The organism is Rhodoferax ferrireducens T118 (genome assembly GCF_000013605.1).
Taxonomy (GTDB): domain Bacteria; phylum Pseudomonadota; class Gammaproteobacteria; order Burkholderiales; family Burkholderiaceae_C; genus Rhodoferax; species Rhodoferax ferrireducens.
Genome location: NC_007908.1, coordinates 1,392,944 through 1,413,404, shown reverse-complemented (window position 1 = coordinate 1,413,404; position 20,461 = coordinate 1,392,944). Strand labels below are relative to the sequence as shown.

Here is a 20,461-nt window from a genome sequence, read left to right as displayed (position 1 = left end):
GGCGCCATCGACATCTGAAAGTTACTATTAAATTGATAGCTGCTAGTCCATATAACACGGTGGCTAGAGGCCGATTTCTTATAAGAAACGGTCCAGAATTCTTTGACTTTCCTTGGTCAGATTCGAGCGGTCGCGGATCAAGAACTGGATGCCGTGCGAGTCGGTCACCAGCAAAATGGTGGGGCCGACGCGGCGTATGTCCTCATCGCCGCGCAGCACAAAGCGCGTGTCACCGCGGTCAGTCTGGACCTGCCAGGTGCACGGCGTGGAAAAGCTGGTGACACTGTCAATGTGCAAGATTTCGGGCATGAATTCGCGCGTTGCCAGCTCTTCGCGGATCAGGCCTTGCGCCGGCTCGGGCAGCTTGTCCAGGCGCTCAACCCACGCCACCTCATGGCCGTCGGTGTGCACCAGGGCAATACCGTCCTCGGGCGACTGGATCGGGAACGCGCGCACCGGCACCACGCCTTCAAACACCTCACCCGCGGCGGTCGTCAGAACAAGCAGCCCGAACGGATTGCGGGTCAGCTGAAAATGGCTTGTGGCGATGGCAGTGGTCGCGTTCATTTGTCGTCTTTCACGTTATCGACCCTGACATTGCGTCTTCTGTCATCGTCCACGTCCACATCCATGTTGCGCGCTTGCGCCTGGTACAGGTTGAAATAGGCCCCTTCGCGCGCCATCAGGTCGTCGTGCGTGCCCACTTCCACGATTTCGCCCCGGTCCAGCACCACCAAGCGGTTGGCGCGGTGCAGGGTGGAAAGGCGGTGGGCAATGGCAATGGTGGTGCGCCCCTGCACCAGATTCTCCAGCGCCTTCTGGATTTCCTTCTCGGTCTCGGAGTCGACCGAAGACGTCGCCTCGTCCATGATCAGGATGCGCGGATCGATCAACAGGGCGCGCGCAATCGAGATGCGCTGGCGCTCGCCGCCCGACAAGCCCTGGCCGCGCTCCCCCACCATCGAGTCATAACCCTGCGGCAGGCGCAGGATGAACTCATGCGCGTGTGCGGCGCGCGCTGCCGCAATGATCTCGGCTTGGCTGGCCTGCGGCTTGCCATAGGCAATGTTGTCGGCAATGGTGCCGAAGAAAAGAAAAGGCTCCTGCAGCACCAGACCGATGTTGCGACGGTAGTCGGCAATGGGGAAAGAGCGCACATCGACACCATCGACCCGGATCGAGCCTTCCGTCACATCGTAAAAGCGGCAGATCAGGTTCACCAGCGTGCTCTTGCCCGAGCCACTGTGGCCCACCAGGCCAATCATCTCGCCCGGCTCAATGGTCAAATTGACGCCCCGGTTGACTTCGCGGTTGCCATAACGAAAACTCACGTCGCGCAACTCGATGCGCCCTTCCACGCGCTCCAGCTTCACCGGTTGCGTCGGCTCGGGCACGCTGGAGACATGGTCCAGGATGTCAAAAATGCGCTTGGCGGCCGAGGCGGACTTTTCGGTCACCGACACGATGCGGCTCATGGAGTCGAGCCGGCCATAAAAGCGGCTGATGTAGGCAATAAAGGCCATCAGCACACCAACCGTGATGTCCCCCTTGGACACCAGCCAGATGCCAAACGCCCACACCACCAGCAGCCCCCACTCGGTCAGCAGGGAGACGCTGGGCGAAAACAGCGACCAGATCTTGTTGATCTTGTCATTCACCGCCAGATTGTGCTTATTCGCCTCGCGAAAACGCGCCGCCTCGCGATCTTCCTGGGCAAAGGCCTTCACCACGCGCACGCCGGGAATGGTGTCGGCCAACACGCTGGTGACTTGGGACCAGACGCGGTCGATCTTCTCGAAGCCGGTTTGCAGCCGAAAGCGCACCGATCGGATCATCCAGACGATGAACGGCAGCGGCACCAGCGTGACCAGCGCCAGCCAGGGGTTGATGGAGATCAAGATCACGGCCGTCATGATCAGCATCAGGATGTCGGAGGCAAAGTCGAGCAGGTGCAGCGACAAAAAGACGCAAATGCGGTCACTCTCGCTGCCGATGCGCGACATCAAATCACCGGTGCGCTTGCCGCCGAAGTACTCCAGCGACATGCGCAGCAGGTGCTCGTAGGTGGTGGTGCGCAGGTCGGCCCCGATGCGCTCGGACACCAGCGCCAGGATGTAGGTCTTGGCCCACGACAGTCCCCAGGCCAGCAGCGCCGAGCCGAACAGCCCCGACAGGTAGAGTGCCACCAGCATGGGGTCGATGTGCTGCCCGTTCTGAAACGGAATCAGCACCTCGTCCATCAAGGGCATGGCCAGGTACGGCGGCACCAGGCTGGCGGCGGTGCCCAGGAGCGTCAACGCAAAACCGGCGAACAGCTGAATGCGATACGGTCTGGCAAAACGCCAGAGCCGAAATAACGTGCGGGTCGAGGGCGGGGTGTGGATGACTTTGGTGCAGATCGGGCATTCGTCCTGATCGGGCGCCAGCGGCGCCTTGCAGCTGGGGCAACGACGCCCCTCAAGCAGCACCGGGGGCAGCCCGGTCACGGCACTCTGCGCATAAATCTGAAACTGATCGAGCAGGCGGATCGCCTGCAGATTGTGTCCCAGCGTGAAACACCAGGCGGCCAGCCGTCCCTGGGCGTCATTGAGCGCCAGATGGCCCACCCCCGCATGGTCATGGTGCTTCAGCAGCAACCCGGCCCGGTACGGCCAGGCCTGCCAACTGCCGTCCGGCGCGCGGCTCAGCAGGCGCCGGTTGGTGACCAGCACCAAACCGGGAACAAAACAAAGTTTGTTATCCAGGTCCACCTGCAGCAGGGCTGAAACGTTCTCATCTGCTTGCAGCTGCATTTGGACCTGGGCACGCTCCTCATGGGAGAGTTCATTCAGCCAGGGTTCGGAGTCGAGGATTTGGTTGGTCATGGGGGCCAGAGGATTCTGCAGGTTAACGGGCGGGTTGACGACAGCCCGGACCACCGGCGCCAGTTGCGAACTGCAATAGACTAGGCAACATCAAGATTTATACCGACTACGGGCTTTCCGGAAGTATTTAGATTCATGACAACGAAGAACATTCAATTGCTGCGGGTGACTCATCTGCGCGGCCCCAATATCTGGACCTACCGTCCGGTGATCGAAGCGTGGGTCGATATCGGCGCACTGGAAGACTTCCCATCCAACACCATACCCGGATTTTATGAGCGTTTGACCGCCATGCTGCCCGGACTCGCGGTGCATCGATGCGGCGTCGGCGCGCCAGGTGGATTTTTGGAGCGCTTGCGCGCTGGCACCTGGGCCGCTCATATCCTGGAGCATGTGGTGCTTGAGCTCCAAAATCTGGCGGGAATGCGCACCGGCTTCGGCAAGACCCGGCAAACGTCGGTGCGGGGCGTGTACAAAATGGCGTTCCGGACCCGGCAAGAGCAGGTCGGTCGTGCCGCGCTGGACACCGGCCGGGATCTTGTCATGGCCGCCATCAACGATCAACCCTATGACCAGGCGGCGGCCGTGGCCAGGCTGCATGACCTGGTCGATTCACTGTGCTTAGGCCCCAGCACGGCACACATCGTGGAGGCGGCCACCGAGCGCGGTATCCCCCACCTGCGCCTCACCGAGGGCAATCTGGTGCAACTCGGCCATGGCGCGGGCCAGCGCCGCATCTGGACGGCGGAGACCGACCAGACCAGTGCCATTGCCGAAGAAATAGCCAGTGACAAGGATTTGACCAAGTCCCTCTTGCAGTCCTGTGGCGTGCCGGTGCCGCAAGGGCAAGTCGTGAACAGCGCCCAAGAGGCGTGGGAGGCCGCGCAGGACATCGGGCTGCCAGTCGCACTCAAGCCCTATGACGGCAACCACGGGCGCGGCGTGTCATTGGACCTGAAAAACCAGAAAGACATCGAAGCGGCCTTTCTGCTCGCGCAGCGCAAAGGCGGCGGCAGCGTGATCGTCGAGCAATTTATTGCGGGCAACGAGCATCGCCTGCTCGTGGTTGGCAAGCGCGTGGTGGCGGCGGCCCGTGGCGAAACCGCCTGGGTCACGGGCGATGGACGGTCCAACATCATTGAACTGGTCGACCGCCAAATCAATACCGATCCCCGGCGCGGCACCGGAGAAGACGCCCCGCTGAACTCGCTGGCGCCCCAGGACGGCGCAGAAATCATTCTTGAGCTGGAGCGCCAGGGCCTCACGGCCTACTCGGTGCCGGCCCTGGGCGAAAAAGTCCTGATTCAGCGCAATGGCAATGTCGCCTTCGATGTCACCGACCTGGTCCACCCGAGCGTGGCCGCTGCGGCGACCCTGGCGGCGCGGGTGGTGGGGCTGGATGTTGCGGGGGTGGACCTGGTCCTTGAAGACGTCTCCCGCCCTCTGACCGAGCAGCGTGGCGCCGTGATTGAGGTCAATGCCAGCCCCGGTCTGCTGGCCCACCTGAAACCAGCAGACGGCCAGCCGCGACCGATTGGCAAAGCCATCATCGAACACCTGTTTGGCACGGACAAGACCGGGCGCATTCCGGTGGTCGGCGTCACCGGCACCCGGGACACCACCCGCATTGCCCGCCTGGTGGGCTGGCTGGTCCATATCAGCGGCAGACAGGTCGGCGTGGCCTGTCGTGACGGTTTTTATCTTGGCGCCCGGCAAGTGGATTCCAGGGACAGCACCCCATGGGACGCGGCGCAGCGCCTGCTCGTCAACCGTTCGCTGGAAACTGCGGTGTTCGAAAACAGCAGCCGCATGATTCTCAGTGAAGGCCTGCCCTACGACAAGTGCTCGGTCGGCGTGGTGACGGACGTCGGCGGCATGGAAGCACTGGCTGAGTTCCATATTGATCACATGGACAAACTCTACAACGTGGTCCGCACGCAGATCGACGTGATCCTGCCGCACGGAACGGCCGTGCTCAACGCGGCCGACCCCCAGGTGGTGGAGATGGCCTCCTTGTGTGATGGCAAGATCATTTTCTATGGGCCCGACCCTCAACTGGAGGCCATCGCCGCGCACCGGGCCAAGGGCGAGCGTGCGCTCTTCGTGCGCGACGGGCAGATCGTGCTGGCCCAAGGCATGCAAGAGGCGGCCGTGATCGCCCTGGCCAGCATGAAACCGGCCAAGGCCGAGAAACCGGACATGCTGATGGCGGCGGTGGCGGCGGCCTGGGCGTTGGGCATCGACCCGGAGCTGATCGCAGCCGGGCTGCGCGCTTTTGAATCAGATTTGAAGAAACAAAACTAAGCTTATGGACATCTCACGCGTTCGCGCCCTGCGCGGCCCCAATCTCTGGAGCAGTCACACCGCCATCGAGGCGGTCGTGACCTGCACACCGGCCGAGTGCGCCATCAACACGCACGACGGCTTTGAGAGCCGTCTTCGGGCGCGCTTCCCAAAACTCGGAACACTGCTGCCGACCGGGCACGACGCCACGGTACCCATGGCCCATGTGCTCGAAATGGCCGCGCTGGATCTGCAGGCCCTGGCTGGCTGCCCGGTTACCTTCGCACGCACAACGGCCACCACGGAACCCGGCGTCTACCAGATTGTGGTGGAGTATTCAGAAGAGGCGGTGGGCCGCCTGGCCCTGGAGCTGGCCCAATCCCTGTGTCTGGCGGCGCAAAACGACACCCCCTTCGATCTGCCGCAAGCGCTGCAGCGCTTGCGCGAACTCGACGAAGATGTACGCCTGGGGCCGAGCACGGGCGCCATCGTGCAGGCGGCGCTTGCGCGCAACATTCCCTTTCGCCGCATGACGCAAGGCAGCATGATCATGTTTGGCTGGGGCAGCAAGCAGCGCCGCATCCAGGCCGCCGAAATGGACATCACCGGTGCCATCGCGGAAGCAATCGCCCAGGACAAACAGCTGACCAAAAAGCTGCTGGCTGCGGCGGGCGTGCCGGTTCCGCTCGGCCGTGAGGTCGATACCCCTGAAGATGCCTGGATGGCCGCCTGCGAAGTCGGTCTGCCGGTCGTGGTCAAGCCCAAGAGTGGCAACCAGGGCAAGGGCGTGACGGTCAACATCACGTCGCGTGAACAGCTGACAGCGGCTTACGCGGCAGCCGCCGAGTTCGGCGATGACATCCTGGTCGAACGCTACATTCCCGGTAACGACTTTCGCCTGCTGGTGGTTGGCAACAAGCTGGTGGCAGCGGCCTATCGTGAACCGCCCAACGTGGTGGGTGATGGTCAGCACACCATCCGTGAAATGGTGGAACAGGTCAACAAAGACCCGCGCCGCGGCTCCGGCCATGCGACCTCGCTGACCAAAATCCGATTTGACGATATTGCCCTGGCGTGCCTGGCAGGCCAGGGCCTTGATGCCGACTCGGTTCCCCCCAAGGGCCAACGCGTCACCCTGCGCCACAACGCCAATCTATCCACCGGCGGCTCCGCCACCGATGTCACCGACAGCGTGCACCCGGAAGTGGCAGCCCGTGCCGTGGCTGCCGCACGAATGGTGGGACTCGATATTTGCGGCGTGGACGTGGTCTGCAACAGCATCCTGCATACGCTCGAAGAACAGGGCGGCGGCGTGGTCGAGGTCAATGCCGCGCCCGGTCTGCGCATGCACCTGTCGCCGTCCTACGGCAAGGGGCGCCCGGTGGGTGAGGCCATCATCACCAGCATGTTCGACCAGCATGAGAATGGCCGTATTCCGCTGGTGGCCGTCACCGGCACCAACGGCAAGACCACCACCGTGCGCCTGATCTCGCACCTGCTGGCCCAAAACGGCCTGCGCGTCGGCATGACCAATACGGATGGTGTCTACATCGCGGGTCAGCGCATCGACACCGGCGACTGCAGCGGCCCCAAAAGTGCGCGCAATGTGTTGCAGCACCCCGACGTGGATGCCGCCGTGCTGGAAACCGCCCGCGGCGGCATGCTGCGCGAAGGGCTGGCCTTTGACCGTTGTGATGTGGCCGTGGTGACCAATGTCGGAAGCGGTGACCACCTGGGCCTGAACTACATCACGACGGTTGAAGATCTGGCCGTGCTCAAACGCGTGATCGTACAAAACATCGCCAGTGACGGTGTGGCGGTGCTCAATGCGGCGGACCCCATTGTGGTCTCCATGGCCAGGCACTGCAGCGCTTCGATCATCTTTTTTGCCATGGACAGGCATCATCCGGTCATGGCCACGCACTTGGCGCAGGGGCGACGCGCCGTCTACGTGGAAGGCGACCATCTGGTGGCTGCCGAGGGCAAGGTGCAGCACCAGATGGCGCTGTCGGACATCCCCATTTCCCGTCGGGGCACCATCGGGTTTCAGATCGAAAACGTCATGGCTTCGGCGGCTGCCGTATGGGCCCTTGGGGTCGGGTGGGAGACGATCAAGCTCGGACTGGCCAGTTTTATCAACAACAACGACAACGCACTGGGCCGCTTCAACCTGTTCAGCTACCGGGGCGCCACCGTCATTGCCGACTACGGCCACAACCCGGATGCGATTGCGGCGCTGGTTCAGGCGGTGGCAAGCATGCCCTCCAAGCGTCGCACCGTCGTGATCAGCGGCGCCGGCGACCGGCGCGATGAAGACATTCGCCAACAGACTGAAATTCTGGGCAACGCGTTTGACAACGTGGTGCTGTACCAGGACCAGTGTCAGCGCGGCCGCGCCGACGGCGAGGTGCTGGCGCTGCTGCGCGAGGGTCTGGCCCATGCGACACGCACCGAATCCATCGCCGAGATTCAGGGTGAGTTTCTCGCCATTGACACCGCGATGGACACCCTGGGCGAGGGCGATCTGTGCCTGATTCTGGTTGATCAGGTCGAGCAAGCGCTGGCGCATATTGCAACGCGAATTAAAAAAGACGCGGGCTGACCGGCGTGTGGCGTCAGCATAGCGCTGGCGCCAGCCAACACTAGGGTTGTTCGTTGGCCGGATCACGGCCCATGAGTGCGGCCACAGCCTCCACCGGCTTCATCTGACCATCCAGCAAAGCCACCACCGCCTGCGCAATCGGCATCTCGACGCCCAAATAGGCAGCGCGCTGCACCACCGTGCGAGCGCTATAGACCCCTTCAGCCACATGGCCCAGCGAATCCACCGCTTGCTGCAAGGTCTGTCCTCGGGCCAGCGCCAGCCCAATCTGCCGGTTGCGTGACAGATCGCCGGTGGCGGTCAGTACCAGATCACCCAGACCACTTAAACCCATGAAGGTTTCGGCACGTGCGCCCAAGGCCACACCCAGGCGCGTCATCTCGGCCAGGCCGCGAGTAATCAGGGCCGCACGGGCATTAAGACCCAGGTTCAGACCGTCGCACAGGCCAACAGCAATGGCCAGCACGTTCTTCACCGCCCCACCGACTTCGACGCCCACGATGTCGTCATTGGCATAAACCCGCAGCGTCGGACTGTGAAAAGCCGCCACCAAGGTGTCGCGCACCACGGCATGAACACTGGCGGCGACCAGCGCGGTGGGCTGACCACGCGCCACCTCCAGCGCAAAGCTTGGGCCGCTGAGTCCACCCGCCATTAAATCAGGCGCTTCCTGTGCCTGCACCTCGTGGGCCAGCAGCCCCAAAGTCTCTAGAGACCTGGCCACTTCAAACCCCTTGCACAACCAGGCCACGGGCACGCGGCACGCGGACAGGTGCGCCAGCATGGCGCGCAAGCCGGCCATGGGTGTTGCCACAATGAGCAGATCAGCGCCGTCGATGAGACGGCCAAACGAGTCCGGGGCGGCAGAAGCGTCGGACAAGCGGGCTGAGCTGATGCCCAAAGCCGGTGGCAGGTTGACGCCCGGCAAGTAGCGCACATTCTCCCGGCGGGCCTGCATGACGGCGGCTTGCGCCGCATCGCGCGCCCAGAGCGTGACAGTGTGCCGGGCCGCGGGGTTGCTGCAGGCACTGAGCGCCAGCGCGGTGCCCCAGGCACCGGCGCCAAGCACTATTATTTTCATAGCTATTTACCCAATCAACACGGGGGCTAGAGGCTAAAACGCTTTATATCTTTACTGCGTAACGAGCTGTGGCGCATCGGCACCGGCGCCGGCCTGCTGCTGTTGCTGCTGCTCGAACATGGCCTGAAAGTTGATTTCAGACAGGTGCACCGGCGGAAAGCCGCCGCGCTGGACCAGGTCCGCCACGTTGCCGCGCAAATAGGGGTAAACGATTTGCGGGCAGGCGATGCCCATGATCTGGTTCATCTGCTCTTGCGGCAAATTGCGAATCTCGAAAATACCGGCTTGCGTGGCTTCCACCAGAAACACGGTTTTATCCTTGATCTTGGTCTGAACCGTCGCGGTGACCGTGACCTCGAACACGCCCTCTGCCACTGGCGCCGCGTTCACGCCGAGCTGGATGTCCACCGTGGGCGACTCCTGCTCCAGCAGAATGGCGGGCGAATTGGGTTGTTCCAGGGACGCCTCCTTGAGGTACACGCGTTGGATTTGAAAAACGGGGGCTTGTTGGTCGGTCATGGAATTTCCTTGAATGGTGGTGGCCAGCGCTGGCCCAGTGACCGCCTGGTGACGGTCTGTTACGCAAATTTCAGTTAAAACAAAGCCCGCTGCCTTGTGGATTGAGCGGGCCAACGAAGGGAAACGGGCGTCATTATCTCAGGTGAGAATCAAGGCGCCGGCGTCACACAGCGTCAGGCGGCATTGAGCATCGGCAGCAAGCCGTCCCGTGCATCGAGCGCGATCAGATCATCGCAGCCCCCCACATGGGTCTGACCAATGAATATCTGCGGCACGGTACGCCGGCCGGTGATCTCCATCATCTGGGCGCGCGCCTGTGCATCGGTGTCAATGCGGATTTCCTCAATTTGGGCCACCCCTTTGGCTTTGAGAATCTGCTTGGCTTGCATGCAGTAGGGGCAGACGGCGGTGGTGTACATCTTGACGGTTTGCATGGGACTCATTCTTCGGAAATCAGGTGGAAGGTGTTATTCATCAGGATTTTTCAAGCGGCAAATTGGCCGCTCGCCAGCCACCCAGGCCGCCCGCCAGGGATTGCGCCTGCGCATAACCCAGCTTTTTGGCGATCGCCTCGGCGCGCTTGGAACGGGCGCCCGACTGACACACCAGAATCAGCGGCACGGTCTTGTTCTTCACGACGGTGGGCAATTTTTCTTCCAGCTGGCCCAGGGGAATGTTCTTGGCGCCAACGATATGAGCAGCTGCAAACTCATTGACTTCGCAGATGTCGATCACCACCGCCTTTTCGCGGTTGATGAGCTGCACCGCGCCGGCCGCCGTCAGGGAGCCCCCGCTGGCGCCTTTGAGCACCGGCCAAAACAGCATGGCGCCTGATGCCAGCGCGACGGACATAATCATCCAGTTGTCGAGAATAAACTTCACTTTGATCCTTGTAGAGAGCCGTGGCTAAAGGCGGCATTTTAGAATGATGGCGCGCGCAAGGCATTTGCGCCTTCGTTTTGCCCTTGTCTGAACCCCAACCACACCATGTACAAACTCGTTCTCATCCGCCACGGCGAATCCACCTGGAACCTTGACAACCGCTTCACCGGCTGGACCGACGTGGATTTGACCCCCCTCGGCATCGAACAGGCCAAAAATGCCGGGCGCCTGCTCAAGGCCGAAGGCTATGAATTTGATGTCGCCTACACCAGCGTCCTCAAGCGCGCCACCCGCACCCTGTGGCACGTGCTCGATGAGATGGACCGCACCTGGCTGCCGGTGGTCAACAGCTGGCGCCTCAACGAGCGCCACTACGGCGCCTTGCAGGGCCTCAACAAGGCCGAAACCGCCAAACAATATGGCGACGCCCAGGTACTGGCCTGGCGGCGCAGCTACGACACACCCCCACCCGCACTGGAGCCGACCGACCCGCGCAGCGAGCGCGCTGATCGACGCTACGCCCGACTGTCACAAGACCAAGTGCCCCTGACCGAGTGCCTGAAGGACACGGTGGCGCGGGTCATGCCTTTTTGGTACGAGGCGCTGGCGCCCGCCATCAAAGCGGGCAAACGCGTCGTGGTGGCAGCCCATGGCAACTCGATCCGGGCGCTGGTGAAATACCTGGACAACATCTCCGACGACGACATCGTGGGCCTGAACATCCCGAACGGCATTCCGCTGGTCTATGAACTCGACGAGAACCTCAAGCCTATCCGCCACTACTACCTGGGCGATGCCGAGGCTGCAGCCAAAGCGGCTGCGGCCGTGGCCTCGCAAGGTAAAGCTTGAGTAAATGAGGAACCTCACCCTCTGACATTCGTCAAAGCGAGTACATTGCATGCGGTTAAAACCTTCCAGTTCAGACCACCGCTCTTCAAAGCGAAGTAAGCTCTTTGCTTAACCAACATGAGACTTTGCGGGACAGACCGCAGTGACAAGCAGCAAAAAAGCTCTGTTCACAACTGATTAGAGGAATATATGGGTCATAAACTGAAAATTACCGGTTGGATTTCAATTGGTGTCATGGCGGGCGCCTTGACCACGGTGTCGCTGCAGACCGTGGCGCGCGGCACGCTGACACCTTTGCCGCTGGAGGAATTGCAGCAATTGGCGGCCGTTTTTGGCATCGTCAAGAGCAACTACGTGGAGCCGGTGGACGACAAAAAGCTGATTACCGATGCCATCGCCGGTATGGTGGCAGGGCTGGACCCGCATTCAGTCTACCTCGACAAAAAGGCGCTGAAGGATTTCAACGAGGGCACAACGGGCAAATTTGTCGGCGTCGGCATCGAAATCTCGCAAGAAGATGGCTTGATCAAGGTGGTGTCCCCGATTGAAGGCTCACCCGCGTTTCGGGCTGGCATCAAACCCAATGACCTGATCATCAAGATCAATGACACCCTGGTCAAGGGTTTGACCTTGAGCGAAGGCGTCAAGCGCATGCGCGGGGAACCCAATACCAAAGTGCTGCTGACCATTCTTCGCAAATCCGAAAACAGAACCTTCCCGGTCCCGATCGTGCGCGAAGAAATCCGCACCCAGTCGGTGCGCAGCAAGGTGATCGAACCGGGTTACGCCTGGATTCGCCTGAGCCAGTTCCAGGAACGCACGGTGGAAGACTTCGCGCGCAAGATGGAAGAAATTTACAAGCAGGAGCCTCATCTCAAGGGCTTGGTGCTTGACTTGCGCAATGATCCGGGCGGCTATCTGGACGCGGCCGTGGCCATTTCGGCGGCTTTTTTGCCGGCCAACGTGACGGTGGTGTCGGCCAACGGCCAGTTGGCGGAAAGCAAATTCACCTACAAGGCGGCGCCCGAGTATTACCAGCGCCGTAGCGGCGGAGATCCGCTCAAGCACCTGACTGACGTGACCAAGGGCGCGCTCAAAAGCGTACCCCTGGTGGTGTTGGTCAATGAAGGCTCCGCCTCAGCCAGTGAAATCGTCGCCGGGGCACTGCAAGATCACAAGCGCGCCAAGCTGATGGGCAATCAGACTTTCGGCAAGGGTTCGGTGCAAACCGCAGTCTGCCTGGACTCTGGATTTCGCATGGACAACTGCCCGACGGCTGCCCTGAAGCTCACCACCAGCCGTTACTACACGCCCAGCGGCAATTCGATTCAGGCCAAGGGTATCGTGCCCGACGTCATGGTGGACGAAACCGCCGAGGGCAATCTGTTTGCCGCGCTGCGCACGCGCGAGGCGGATCTGGAGAAACACCTGAGCAACGGCCAGAGCGACGAAAAGAAAAGTAGCGTCAGCGATAAGGTTCGGGAAGATGCGCTTAAAAAGCTGGAGGACGAACTTAAAAAGCCCCTGGCCGAGCGCAAGCTGCCGGAGTACGGCTCCGACACGGATTTTCAGCTGATTCAGGCCATCCACCAACTCAAAGGTCAGACTGTCCTGGCCAGCAAGACCCTGGTCGAGCGCCCGGAAGAAAAGAAGGAAGAGTGAAAGCCAGCGCATGACGGACGAGCAACTGCTGCGCTACTCGCGCCATATCCTGCTGAACGAAATCGGGATCGAAGGCCAGGCGCAGATTTTGTCCAGTCATGCCCTGATCGTGGGTGCGGGTGGTTTGGGCTCACCAGTTGCCCTCTACCTGGGGTCGGCTGGCGTCGGGCACATCACGGTGGTTGACCATGACCGCGTGGACATGACCAATCTGCAGCGGCAGATCGCGCATACCATGGAGCGTGTCGGCCAGCCCAAGGTGCTGTCAATTCAGACTGCCATTGCCGCCATCAACCCAGACGTGCAAGTCACGCCCATCATGCTACGCGCCGATGCCGCGCTGCTGGACACCCTGGTGGCGCAGGCCGATGTGGTGCTGGACTGCTCTGACAACTTTGCCACGCGCCACGCCATCAATACGGCTTGTGTGAAACACCGCAAACCGCTGGTATCGGGGGCGGCCATCCGCTTTGATGGCCAGGTTTGTGTCTATGACCCGCGCGACGCCAACTCGCCCTGTTACGCCTGTGTTTTCCCCCCCGATAACACCTTTGAAGAAACACGCTGCGCCACGATGGGTGTTTTTGCACCGCTGGTGGGCATCATCGGCTCCCTGCAAGCGGCTGAAGCGCTCAAGCTGCTCAGCGCTGTCGGTAACCCCCTCACCGGGCGCCTGCTGATGCTCGATGGCCGCGCGATGGAGTTCACTGAAGTGCGCATCGCACGCCAGGCCGGCTGCCCCATCTGCGGCGCGGCGCACTGATACCCCGGAGTTATCGCGGCGCGTCATGACACGAACCGTGCCGCTGACGGAAATCACGTGGCAGTTCGGTAGTGTCAGCCGCAAATAATCCTGAACGCGATTGCCGCGCAACGGCCTCTTCGGCCGCGTACGGCCCCAGGGCGCGACGCCAGCGATAGGACCAGGCTTGGCCCGCCTGCACCATCTGCGCGCCCAGATCTTGGCCGTCGAGCCGAATGCGTGCCAATCCGCGTCCGTAATCGTCATTGCGCCGAATCGTTACCTCGACATGCTGGTGCAGCACCAGCTGCCTGAGGACCTCACGCGCGGCCTCGCCACCGGTCTGGCAGATCTCAGGCGCATCAATGCCGTCAATGCGCAGCTTGCGGGGCGGCCCGCCTGCGTCAGGGCGGACCCAGAGCGTGTCACCGTCAGAGACAAATGAAACGTTGCCAGTAAAGATGGTTTTCGCCTGCACATGGGTTGCGGCCATGAAGAGGACCAGCAACAAAAAGCGTACGGTTTTTCGCGGCTCATGGCCCAAGATTGTCTGATTCATCTCGTTGATTGTCAGGGCAATAGGTTCAAGGGCTGCGCCCCGGTCCTGGAACCACCAAAGCCCAGCTATTGGCTGGAAAGATCGGTTAACTTTTGGTCAAGATTCAAAAACGTTCCTGTTAGACTGATCCGCTATCACAGTAATTTTTCCGTGACTTCTAAAACTGTATCCGCCATGATCGATCTGCATGATTTGCGTCTGGATGATGCACGCGCGTTGCTGGCGCATGATGCGTATGGCAGTTTGCCCGAAGCGGATGAATCCCGCACCCAGTACCTGCAGAGAGTTATCGACCAGCTGTGCGAACTCTCCCTCAAAGACCCGCTGACGGGTTTGGCCAACCGACGTCATTTCCGCCATGTACTGGGGCGCGAAATTGATGCAGTGGCCCGTTCAGGTGAGTCTGCGTTGCTGTTGATGATGGATATTGATCATTTCAAGAAGGTCAACGACACCTACGGCCATTTGGCGGGAGACCGGGTGCTGCAGGCCGTTGCCAAAGCCCTGGCGTCCTGTTTGCGCCCGATGGACACCGTGGCGCGCTACGGCGGCGAGGAATTCACTGCAATCCTGCCCAACTGTCCACCCTCGTTTGGGAAAATCGTGGCGGAACGAATCCGCGCAACCGTCGGTTCGCTCCAGGTCTTAGTGGCGCCGCTGGTCAGTCTGCAGGTGACGATCAGTATTGGGGGCGCCTTTGCGCCCGAATGGGTTCGTTCCACCACTGCGTTATGGATCGACCGGGCCGACACCCAACTCTATCGGGCCAAGTCCGAGGGGCGTAATCGCGTTTACATTGATCAGCAGCCGGAGATCGCCGTGAGTGCAGAAGAAAGAAAAATGTTGTTTGGCCACCTCTCAATAGGGGACCCGGCCTGGCTGGAGAGTGTTTCGACTGACGCGGCGGTTGGTGCAGCAGACGGCGCCATGAAGAGGGTGAACTGACGATGGGCGACATCCTGAATCCTGCGCAAGACCATGTGGCTGCGCCCATCGTACCGCTGCGACCACTGGGCAAGGTGCTGGCGGTGACCAGCGGCAAAGGCGGCGTTGGCAAGACCTTTGTTTCGGCCAATCTGGCCGCAGCGCTGGCCAAACGCGGCCATCGGGTGCTGGTACTCGACGCTGACTTGGGGTTGGCCAATCTGGATGTGGTGCTTAACCTGTACCCCAAAGTCACCCTGCATGACGTATTTACCGGCAAAGCCAAACTCGAAGAAGCCATCGTGCGGGCGCCCGGCGGTTTTTCGGTCTTGCTGGCAGGCTCCGGCATGGTGGAGTACTCGCGCCTGACACCCGAAGTGCGCGACGACTTCCTGCGCATCATGAGCGGGCTGATACCGCATTACGACATCGTGCTGCTCGATACCGGTGCCGGCATTTCTGATGTCGTGCTGTTTGCCGTTTCCCTGGCCTCCGAGGTGCTGGTGGTGGCCACACCGGAGCCGACCTCGCTGACCGACGCCTACGCCACCATCAAGGTGCTGGTGGGCCAGCAAAAGCGGCAAAACATTCGCATGGTCATCAACCAGACGGCACGCCTGGGTGACGGGCGTGCCATCACGACCCAATTGCAGCAGGTGCTGGACCGTTTTGTGGTCACCGAACCGGGACGCCCGATTCGCTTGATCCATCTCGGCGACATACCGTCCGACCCCTCGGTACGCCAAGCGGTGATGCGCCGCCAGTTGCTGATGCAATCAACACCGGGCTGCCCGGCCGCCATGGCAATTTCCCAGTTGGCGGTCAAGCTGGAAGACACCGTCATCAATCAGAAGGTCTAAAACCGCCACTGCAGGCGGTGACGATCCAGCCCTCCAGCGGATCCAGGTCAGCCGGCAAACCGTAGCAAGCGTCACCTTGCGCCTGGCGCGCGTACGCCCAGGCCGCCTGGATCAGACACAGCACCGCATCCAGTGCATCACCGCTGGCGTCATCCACCAGTGCGTCGCGCTGTGCATGTGTCAGTTTGAGCCGCAAACCGAGCCGGGTCTGGCCATGCTCCAGCGCAGTGATCAGGTCTTTGCGGGCAATCAGGCGCTCTGGCGTTTGCCGTGCCTTGTCGTCGCTCTTGTAGCTGCGACGGCCCAAGACCTCGCGTGCCAGCAGACCTGGATAAGCCTCCAGCGCCACCCGGCGCGCCTGACCACTCCCATCCACATCCCTGGGGTCACCCGCATGCAGTCCCGGCAGCTGCACGCCGGCCGCCAGCAACAGCGGGACGCCGGCATGCAGCATGTAGGCCACCGGCGGGTTGACCCACTTCATGGACGGACTGGACCCGGCGGGGATGTCGGTCGCTCGGTGCGCAAATTTGCCACCCACCGGGCGGGCAGCGCAGAACGCGACAAAAGAGGCACGAACCTGCTCCCGGCTCAAGCTGGCGTAATGACGAATACAGGCTTCCCACTGCGTCGGCCAACCCAGAGTTTCGACCAGTTCACGCGGCAAACCAAATGGCAGGTCAAAGCCCCCGACCCAGCAAAGGGGTTGCTGCAACCAGCGTGCAAACGCATCCAGGGACTCCAGTCGCTCCAGTTTCGATAGCTGGACACGCCCGGATTGCAGGGCACCCAAGGCCAGAATGATGGGTTTTTTGCGGGACGGACGGCTTGAAAAGTCGCAGCCTAAAAGCACCATCCCGGTCACGGAACTGGCAGCTCAGGCGTGCCCAATGATGCAGGCGGTGGCCATCAATTCTTCCAGCAGTGCCAGTGACACCTTGCCCGAGACCGAATACGGGTTCAGCTCCGGTTTTTCAGCGTATTTGAGCAAAATGGAGGTATTGATCCTGGACATGTTGACCTGCCCCATGGTCCAGCCACCAAAGCGGCGCTCGGTTATTTCTTCATAGTCCAACAGCATCACGTCCTTGTGGCGCGGGTCCTTCTGGATGTGACCATAGAGCTCGCTCACGGCCATGCGTCCGCCTTCGATGGCCTGCAGAAAAATGCCGCCGCCGTAGCAAAGAATACCGGTGATGCCGCACTCCGGGTTGTGTTGGCGCGACTGCAGCAAGATTGCCTCAATGGCATCCGGGCCGGTGTCAACGGCGCGGCTGGCGTAAAGCAAACGGACCAACATGATCAGCCTTCTTTCTTGGGAATAAGGGACAGGAATTCACGGCGCAGATTGGGGTCCTTGAGGAAGCTGCCCCGCATGACCGAATTGATCATCTTGCTGTCCAGGTCCTTGACGCCGCGCCAGCCCATGCAGAAATGGGTCGCCTCCATCACGATGGCCAGGCCGTCGGGCTGGGTCTTTTCCTGAATCAGATCGGCCAGCTGGACCACCGCTTCCTCCTGAATCTGCGGTCGGCCCATCACCCACTCGGCCAGTCGCGCGTACTTGGACAGGCCAATCACATTGGTATGTTCATTCGGCAACACACCAATCCAGATCTGGCCGACGATCGGACACAAGTGATGGCTGCAGGCACTGCGCACCGTGATCGGGCCCACGATCATCAACTCATTGAGATGCTCGGCATTGGGAAACTCGGTGATGGTGGGCGCGCTGACGTAGCGGCCGTTGAACACCTCTTTGAGATACATCTTGGCGACCCGGCGCGCCGTCTCGTCGGTGTTGTGATCATGGTCGGTGTCAATCACCAGGCTGCTCAGGACGCCTTTCATCTTGTCTTCCACCTCGTCGAGCAACTGCTCAAGCTCACCGGGCTCGATGAAATCGGCAATGTTGTCGTTGGCGTGGAAGCGCTTGCGCGCCGCCAGCAGGCGTTGCCGAATTTTGACGGAGACGGGAATACCCTCATCGGCATCGCTTGGATTCATGGTGCTTTGGCTTTTCATTAACATACAAGAATGGTAGCAGCGTTTTACTTATAGGGTTTTTGACCGATAGCCCGCATACACTCTGCGTATCAAGCTATTTTTTTAATAGCGCTTCCCATTCAGGAACAGCAGGACGCGCATCACGCCCAATGCGACGCGATCCAGAAAGCGCTGACGCCACGGGCGGTTGGCATAGGCTGCAGGGTCCACGCGTACACCATCCTGGACCAGGGCGTCCTCAAGCCGCGAGCGTAAATTCTGCGCGAAGGCCACATCGTCCATCACCACGTTCGCCTCACGCGCCAACAGCAGACTCAAAGGGTCCAGGTTGGAAGAGCCGACCGTGGCCCAGTGAGAATCAATGACCGCCACCTTGGCATGGAGAAAACTGACCGAATACTCATGGATTTCAACGCCCGCCGCCAGCAGCGCACCATAGACGGAGCGCGCCGCATGGTACTGCATGAAGTACTCGTAACGACCTTGCAGCAACAACCGGACCCGCACCCCGCGTTGCGCCGCATGCATCAGGCCCTTGCGCAGTTTGCGGCCCGGCACAAAGTAGGCATTGGCAATGATGATTTCAGTGCGGGCAGCACCAATCGCTTTCCGGTAGGCGCGCTCGATCCGGGAACGGTTACGCAAATTGTCGCGCAGTACCAGATCGGCATTGGTGTTTTCGCCCGCAGCCTCATGGGCCAATGTACCCGCATCCCTGGGCATCTCAGCGTCCGAACGGGCCTGCAGCTTGAGCTTCACCGCTTCCTGCAGCGCCAGCCAGGCAGCCGGAAAATCGCTTTGCCGTATGGTACTGGCCGCCTGCGAGCGCCACCAGAACTGTGCCATGGTCTCATGCACCGCCTGTACCAGCGGGCCCGTCACCTGCACGGCAAAGTCAAAACGGGGCGCTTTCAGGGTGCCATAGTTGGGGTCATACCAGTCATCGAGCACGTTGATGCCACCGCAAAATGCCACCGTGCCATCCACCACGCACAGTTTGCGATGCAGGCGCCGCCAGCGACTCGGAATGAACAGCCCAAAGCGCCCCAGCGGCGAGAAAATCCGCCACTTGACCCCCGATGTGTCAAAACGGGACGCCCATTGCGCTGGAATACGCGGGGTGCCCACTCCGTCCATGACCAGATACACCGCCACGCCGCGCCGGGCGGCCTGCTCCAGGGCAATCGCCACACTTTCACCCGCAGCCTCAACACTGAAGATGTAGGTCTCCAACCGGACTTCATGCGCGCTACGCTCGATCGCTCGAACCAGCGCCGGGAAAAACGCCTGCGCACCTTGCAGCAGAAGAATCTGGTGGCCGGTGCGGGCTTGTGGCATGGTTTCCTTCAAGTGCTGCGGACAAGGCTGGCGGTGATGCCGCTACGAGCGGTCCGGCGATGGTTCGATTTCCGGCAAACCGAACTCGGCAATCAAAGGCAAATGGTCGGACATACGCGACCATATCCGGCCTTGGGGCACCTGCACCCCCAGCGGCACCAAGCCTCTGGCGTACACATAGTCCAGCTGCACCAGCGGCAGCCGGGCCGGATAAGTTGGATGACGCGCGCCCGTGAAGGTTTTCAAGTTGGTCGCATCAAGCGCCCGCTGCACCAGACTGCCCCAGTCATTGAAATCCCCGGCCACCAGCAAGGGTGCCATCGGGGGCACTTCGCGCGCGACAAAGCGTTGCAACTGCGCAATCTGGCGGGCTCGACTGGCCTTGATCAGACCCAGGTGCACCACCACCACATGCACGGCTCGGCCATGCACCAGCACCTCGACATGCAGCAAACCACGCTGTTCAAAACGGTGATCGGAAATGTCCTCCTGCTGGTAAGCCACCACCGGCCAGCGCGACAGCATGGCGTTGCCGTGCTCGCCATGCCGGGTAAACGCATTGGTGTGATAAACCGCCTCGTAGCCTTCCGGCGCCAGGAATTCAGCTTGCGACAACTCGGGCCAGCGCGTGAAATGCTGCGCCTCGCGCCGATTCAAAAGCCTCACCTCCTGCAAGCACACAATGTCTGAATCCAACTGCTCGACCGCATGGCCGAGGTTGTGTATTTCCAGCCGTCGCTGCGGACCAATACCCTGCACACCTTTGTGAATGTTGTAGGTGGCGACTCGCACAATATTCATATTGACGCCTTTGCAGCCGCCATCCTGGGCAGCATCAAACACGCTTCCGCGTTGGAAGGTGAAAAACACGCGGCCGCCGCTTCAAGATAGGGAAGCCACAGGTAGCTCGTATGTTCGCGCGGGCTCAGGCGCACCGGGGTTGCGGCGGGCACCTGCAAGCCAAACAAATGCTCGGTGTTGCGTGTCACACCGGGCTCGTAACGATGCCGCCAACGAGGATAAATGTCATAGACGTTCTCAAGTCGCCAGTCGCGCAAATGAGCGGCCAGTGGCGTACCGGGGGCGCACTCAATGCCGGTTTCCTCCAGGACTTCACGCACCGCTGTTTGCTCAAAGGTCTCATCGAGCGTGTCTTTGCTGCCGGTGACCGACTGCCAGAAATCCGCAGCGTCGGCTCTTTTGATCAGCAGCACATCGAGCGCCGGTGTGTAAATCACAACCAGGACGGATTGGGGAATCTTGTAGACTTTAGGCATAAAAAAACGGGC

At 61.1% G+C, this 20,461-nt stretch carries 20 protein-coding genes; 7 read left to right on the top strand and 13 right to left on the bottom strand.

What is annotated here, in order from left to right; all coding sequences use genetic code 11:
* Positions 1-78: 78 nt before the first annotated feature.
* On the bottom strand, positions 79-567 hold the full coding sequence (locus tag RFER_RS06610) for a DUF1854 domain-containing protein (protein ID WP_011463619.1): 489 nt from the start codon (positions 565-567) through the stop codon (positions 79-81).
* Positions 564-2,864, bottom strand: coding sequence for an ABC transporter ATP-binding protein (locus RFER_RS06605; RefSeq protein ID WP_084795457.1), 2,301 nt, complete (start codon positions 2,862-2,864; stop codon positions 564-566). Before RFER_RS06605 ends, RFER_RS06610 begins: the two co-directional genes overlap by 4 nt.
* 135 nt (positions 2,865-2,999) lie before the next feature.
* Here RFER_RS06605 and cphA (RFER_RS06600) point away from each other — a divergent pair, with 135 nt between their 5' ends.
* Positions 3,000-5,168: a cyanophycin synthetase gene (gene cphA, locus RFER_RS06600; protein ID WP_011463617.1), complete on the top strand. Its 2,169-nt coding sequence runs from the start codon at positions 3,000-3,002 to the stop codon at positions 5,166-5,168.
* A 4-nt stretch (positions 5,169-5,172) separates the two neighbouring features.
* Positions 5,173-7,749: a cyanophycin synthetase gene (gene cphA, locus RFER_RS06595; RefSeq protein ID WP_011463616.1), complete on the top strand. Its 2,577-nt coding sequence runs from the start codon at positions 5,173-5,175 to the stop codon at positions 7,747-7,749.
* 40 nt (positions 7,750-7,789) lie between these two features.
* Here the strand turns inward: cphA (RFER_RS06595) and RFER_RS06590 are convergent, their stop codons facing one another.
* From RFER_RS06590 to RFER_RS06575, 4 genes are all read right to left on the bottom strand, one after another.
* Complete coding sequence (locus RFER_RS06590) at positions 7,790-8,830, bottom strand: NAD(P)H-dependent glycerol-3-phosphate dehydrogenase (RefSeq protein ID WP_011463615.1); 1,041 nt, start codon at positions 8,828-8,830, stop codon at positions 7,790-7,792.
* A gap of 51 nt (positions 8,831-8,881) precedes the next feature.
* Positions 8,882-9,349: a protein-export chaperone SecB gene (gene secB, locus RFER_RS06585; protein WP_011463614.1), complete on the bottom strand. Its 468-nt coding sequence runs from the start codon at positions 9,347-9,349 to the stop codon at positions 8,882-8,884.
* A 173-nt stretch (positions 9,350-9,522) separates the two neighbouring features.
* Positions 9,523-9,783, bottom strand: coding sequence for a glutaredoxin 3 (grxC, locus tag RFER_RS06580; protein WP_041790304.1), 261 nt, complete (start codon positions 9,781-9,783; stop codon positions 9,523-9,525).
* 40 nt (positions 9,784-9,823) lie between these two features.
* Complete coding sequence (locus tag RFER_RS06575) at positions 9,824-10,231, bottom strand: rhodanese-like domain-containing protein (protein ID WP_011463612.1); 408 nt, start codon at positions 10,229-10,231, stop codon at positions 9,824-9,826.
* 105 nt (positions 10,232-10,336) lie between these two features.
* Between RFER_RS06575 and gpmA the strand changes: the two genes are divergently transcribed.
* The 3 genes from gpmA to RFER_RS06560 all read left to right on the top strand — a co-directional run bounded on the left by gpmA (position 10,337) and on the right by RFER_RS06560 (position 13,505).
* Positions 10,337-11,080, top strand: a complete 744-nt coding sequence (gpmA, locus tag RFER_RS06570; RefSeq protein WP_011463611.1) for a 2,3-diphosphoglycerate-dependent phosphoglycerate mutase — start codon at positions 10,337-10,339, stop codon at positions 11,078-11,080.
* A 189-nt stretch (positions 11,081-11,269) separates the two neighbouring features.
* Positions 11,270-12,742, top strand: a complete 1,473-nt coding sequence (locus RFER_RS06565; protein ID WP_011463610.1) for a S41 family peptidase — start codon at positions 11,270-11,272, stop codon at positions 12,740-12,742.
* 10 nt (positions 12,743-12,752) lie between these two features.
* The gene (locus tag RFER_RS06560; RefSeq protein WP_011463609.1) at positions 12,753-13,505 is read left to right on the top strand and encodes a HesA/MoeB/ThiF family protein; all 753 of its coding nucleotides are present in this window, start codon (positions 12,753-12,755) and stop codon (positions 13,503-13,505) included.
* A gap of 10 nt (positions 13,506-13,515) precedes the next feature.
* Here RFER_RS06560 and RFER_RS06555 read toward each other — a convergent pair whose 3' ends face one another.
* Positions 13,516-14,043 (bottom strand): thermonuclease family protein, encoded by a 528-nt coding sequence (locus RFER_RS06555; protein WP_011463608.1) that lies wholly within the window; start codon positions 14,041-14,043, stop codon positions 13,516-13,518.
* Between the two features lie 174 nt (positions 14,044-14,217).
* On the opposite strand from RFER_RS06555, the gene RFER_RS06550 reads away from it, so the two are divergent.
* Positions 14,218-14,988 (top strand): GGDEF domain-containing protein, encoded by a 771-nt coding sequence (locus RFER_RS06550; protein ID WP_011463607.1) that lies wholly within the window; start codon positions 14,218-14,220, stop codon positions 14,986-14,988.
* A gap of 2 nt (positions 14,989-14,990) precedes the next feature.
* Positions 14,991-15,827, top strand: coding sequence for a MinD/ParA family protein (locus tag RFER_RS06545; RefSeq protein ID WP_011463606.1), 837 nt, complete (start codon positions 14,991-14,993; stop codon positions 15,825-15,827).
* On the opposite strand, the gene RFER_RS06540 is transcribed toward RFER_RS06545, so the two are convergent.
* The 6 genes from RFER_RS06540 to nudB form a co-directional block, all read right to left on the bottom strand.
* Entirely contained in the window at positions 15,811-16,683 is an 873-nt protein-coding gene (locus tag RFER_RS06540; RefSeq protein WP_011463605.1) for a DUF429 domain-containing protein, read from the bottom strand. The two genes, RFER_RS06545 and RFER_RS06540, sit on opposite strands and share 17 nt — an antisense overlap.
* 21 nt (positions 16,684-16,704) lie before the next feature.
* On the bottom strand, positions 16,705-17,127 hold the full coding sequence (locus tag RFER_RS06535; protein WP_011463604.1) for a BLUF domain-containing protein: 423 nt from the start codon (positions 17,125-17,127) through the stop codon (positions 16,705-16,707).
* A gap of 2 nt (positions 17,128-17,129) precedes the next feature.
* On the bottom strand, positions 17,130-17,858 hold the full coding sequence (gene folE / locus RFER_RS06530; protein WP_011463603.1) for a GTP cyclohydrolase I: 729 nt from the start codon (positions 17,856-17,858) through the stop codon (positions 17,130-17,132).
* A gap of 78 nt (positions 17,859-17,936) precedes the next feature.
* On the bottom strand, positions 17,937-19,172 hold the full coding sequence (gene clsB / locus RFER_RS06525) for a cardiolipin synthase ClsB (protein WP_011463602.1): 1,236 nt from the start codon (positions 19,170-19,172) through the stop codon (positions 17,937-17,939).
* Between the two features lie 42 nt (positions 19,173-19,214).
* Entirely contained in the window at positions 19,215-19,973 is a 759-nt protein-coding gene (locus tag RFER_RS06520; protein WP_011463601.1) for an endonuclease/exonuclease/phosphatase family protein, read from the bottom strand.
* Complete coding sequence (gene nudB / locus RFER_RS06515) at positions 19,970-20,449, bottom strand: dihydroneopterin triphosphate diphosphatase (RefSeq protein WP_041791605.1); 480 nt, start codon at positions 20,447-20,449, stop codon at positions 19,970-19,972. The genes RFER_RS06520 and nudB overlap by 4 nt, the downstream gene beginning before the upstream one ends.
* Between the last annotated feature and the right edge of the window lie 12 nt (positions 20,450-20,461).

Excerpts from the sequence above, each read along its gene's own strand:
- secB (WP_011463614.1), bottom strand. The coding sequence starts at position 9,349 with ATGACCGACCAACAAGCCCCCGTTTTTCAAATCCAACGCGTGTACCTC.
- RFER_RS06560 (WP_011463609.1), top strand. The coding sequence starts at position 12,753 with ATGACGGACGAGCAACTGCTGCGCTACTCGCGCCATATCCTGCTGAAC.
- RFER_RS06540 (WP_011463605.1), bottom strand. The coding sequence starts at position 16,683 with ATGGTGCTTTTAGGCTGCGACTTTTCAAGCCGTCCGTCCCGCAAAAAA.
- RFER_RS06590 (WP_011463615.1), bottom strand. The coding sequence starts at position 8,830 with ATGAAAATAATAGTGCTTGGCGCCGGTGCCTGGGGCACCGCGCTGGCG.
- RFER_RS06565 (WP_011463610.1), top strand. The coding sequence starts at position 11,270 with ATGGGTCATAAACTGAAAATTACCGGTTGGATTTCAATTGGTGTCATG.
- folE (WP_011463603.1), bottom strand. The coding sequence starts at position 17,858 with ATGTTAATGAAAAGCCAAAGCACCATGAATCCAAGCGATGCCGATGAG.
- cphA (WP_011463616.1), top strand. The coding sequence starts at position 5,173 with ATGGACATCTCACGCGTTCGCGCCCTGCGCGGCCCCAATCTCTGGAGC.
- RFER_RS06555 (WP_011463608.1), bottom strand. The coding sequence starts at position 14,043 with ATGAATCAGACAATCTTGGGCCATGAGCCGCGAAAAACCGTACGCTTT.
- nudB (WP_041791605.1), bottom strand. The coding sequence starts at position 20,449 with ATGCCTAAAGTCTACAAGATTCCCCAATCCGTCCTGGTTGTGATTTAC.
- gpmA (WP_011463611.1), top strand. The coding sequence starts at position 10,337 with ATGTACAAACTCGTTCTCATCCGCCACGGCGAATCCACCTGGAACCTT.
- RFER_RS06545 (WP_011463606.1), top strand. The coding sequence starts at position 14,991 with ATGGGCGACATCCTGAATCCTGCGCAAGACCATGTGGCTGCGCCCATC.
- RFER_RS06550 (WP_011463607.1), top strand. The coding sequence starts at position 14,218 with ATGATCGATCTGCATGATTTGCGTCTGGATGATGCACGCGCGTTGCTG.
- RFER_RS06520 (WP_011463601.1), bottom strand. The coding sequence starts at position 19,973 with ATGAATATTGTGCGAGTCGCCACCTACAACATTCACAAAGGTGTGCAG.
- RFER_RS06605 (WP_084795457.1), bottom strand. The coding sequence starts at position 2,864 with ATGACCAACCAAATCCTCGACTCCGAACCCTGGCTGAATGAACTCTCC.
- RFER_RS06535 (WP_011463604.1), bottom strand. The coding sequence starts at position 17,127 with ATGTTGGTCCGTTTGCTTTACGCCAGCCGCGCCGTTGACACCGGCCCG.
- clsB (WP_011463602.1), bottom strand. The coding sequence starts at position 19,172 with ATGCCACAAGCCCGCACCGGCCACCAGATTCTTCTGCTGCAAGGTGCG.
- RFER_RS06610 (WP_011463619.1), bottom strand. The coding sequence starts at position 567 with ATGAACGCGACCACTGCCATCGCCACAAGCCATTTTCAGCTGACCCGC.
- cphA (WP_011463617.1), top strand. The coding sequence starts at position 3,000 with ATGACAACGAAGAACATTCAATTGCTGCGGGTGACTCATCTGCGCGGC.
- grxC (WP_041790304.1), bottom strand. The coding sequence starts at position 9,783 with ATGCAAACCGTCAAGATGTACACCACCGCCGTCTGCCCCTACTGCATG.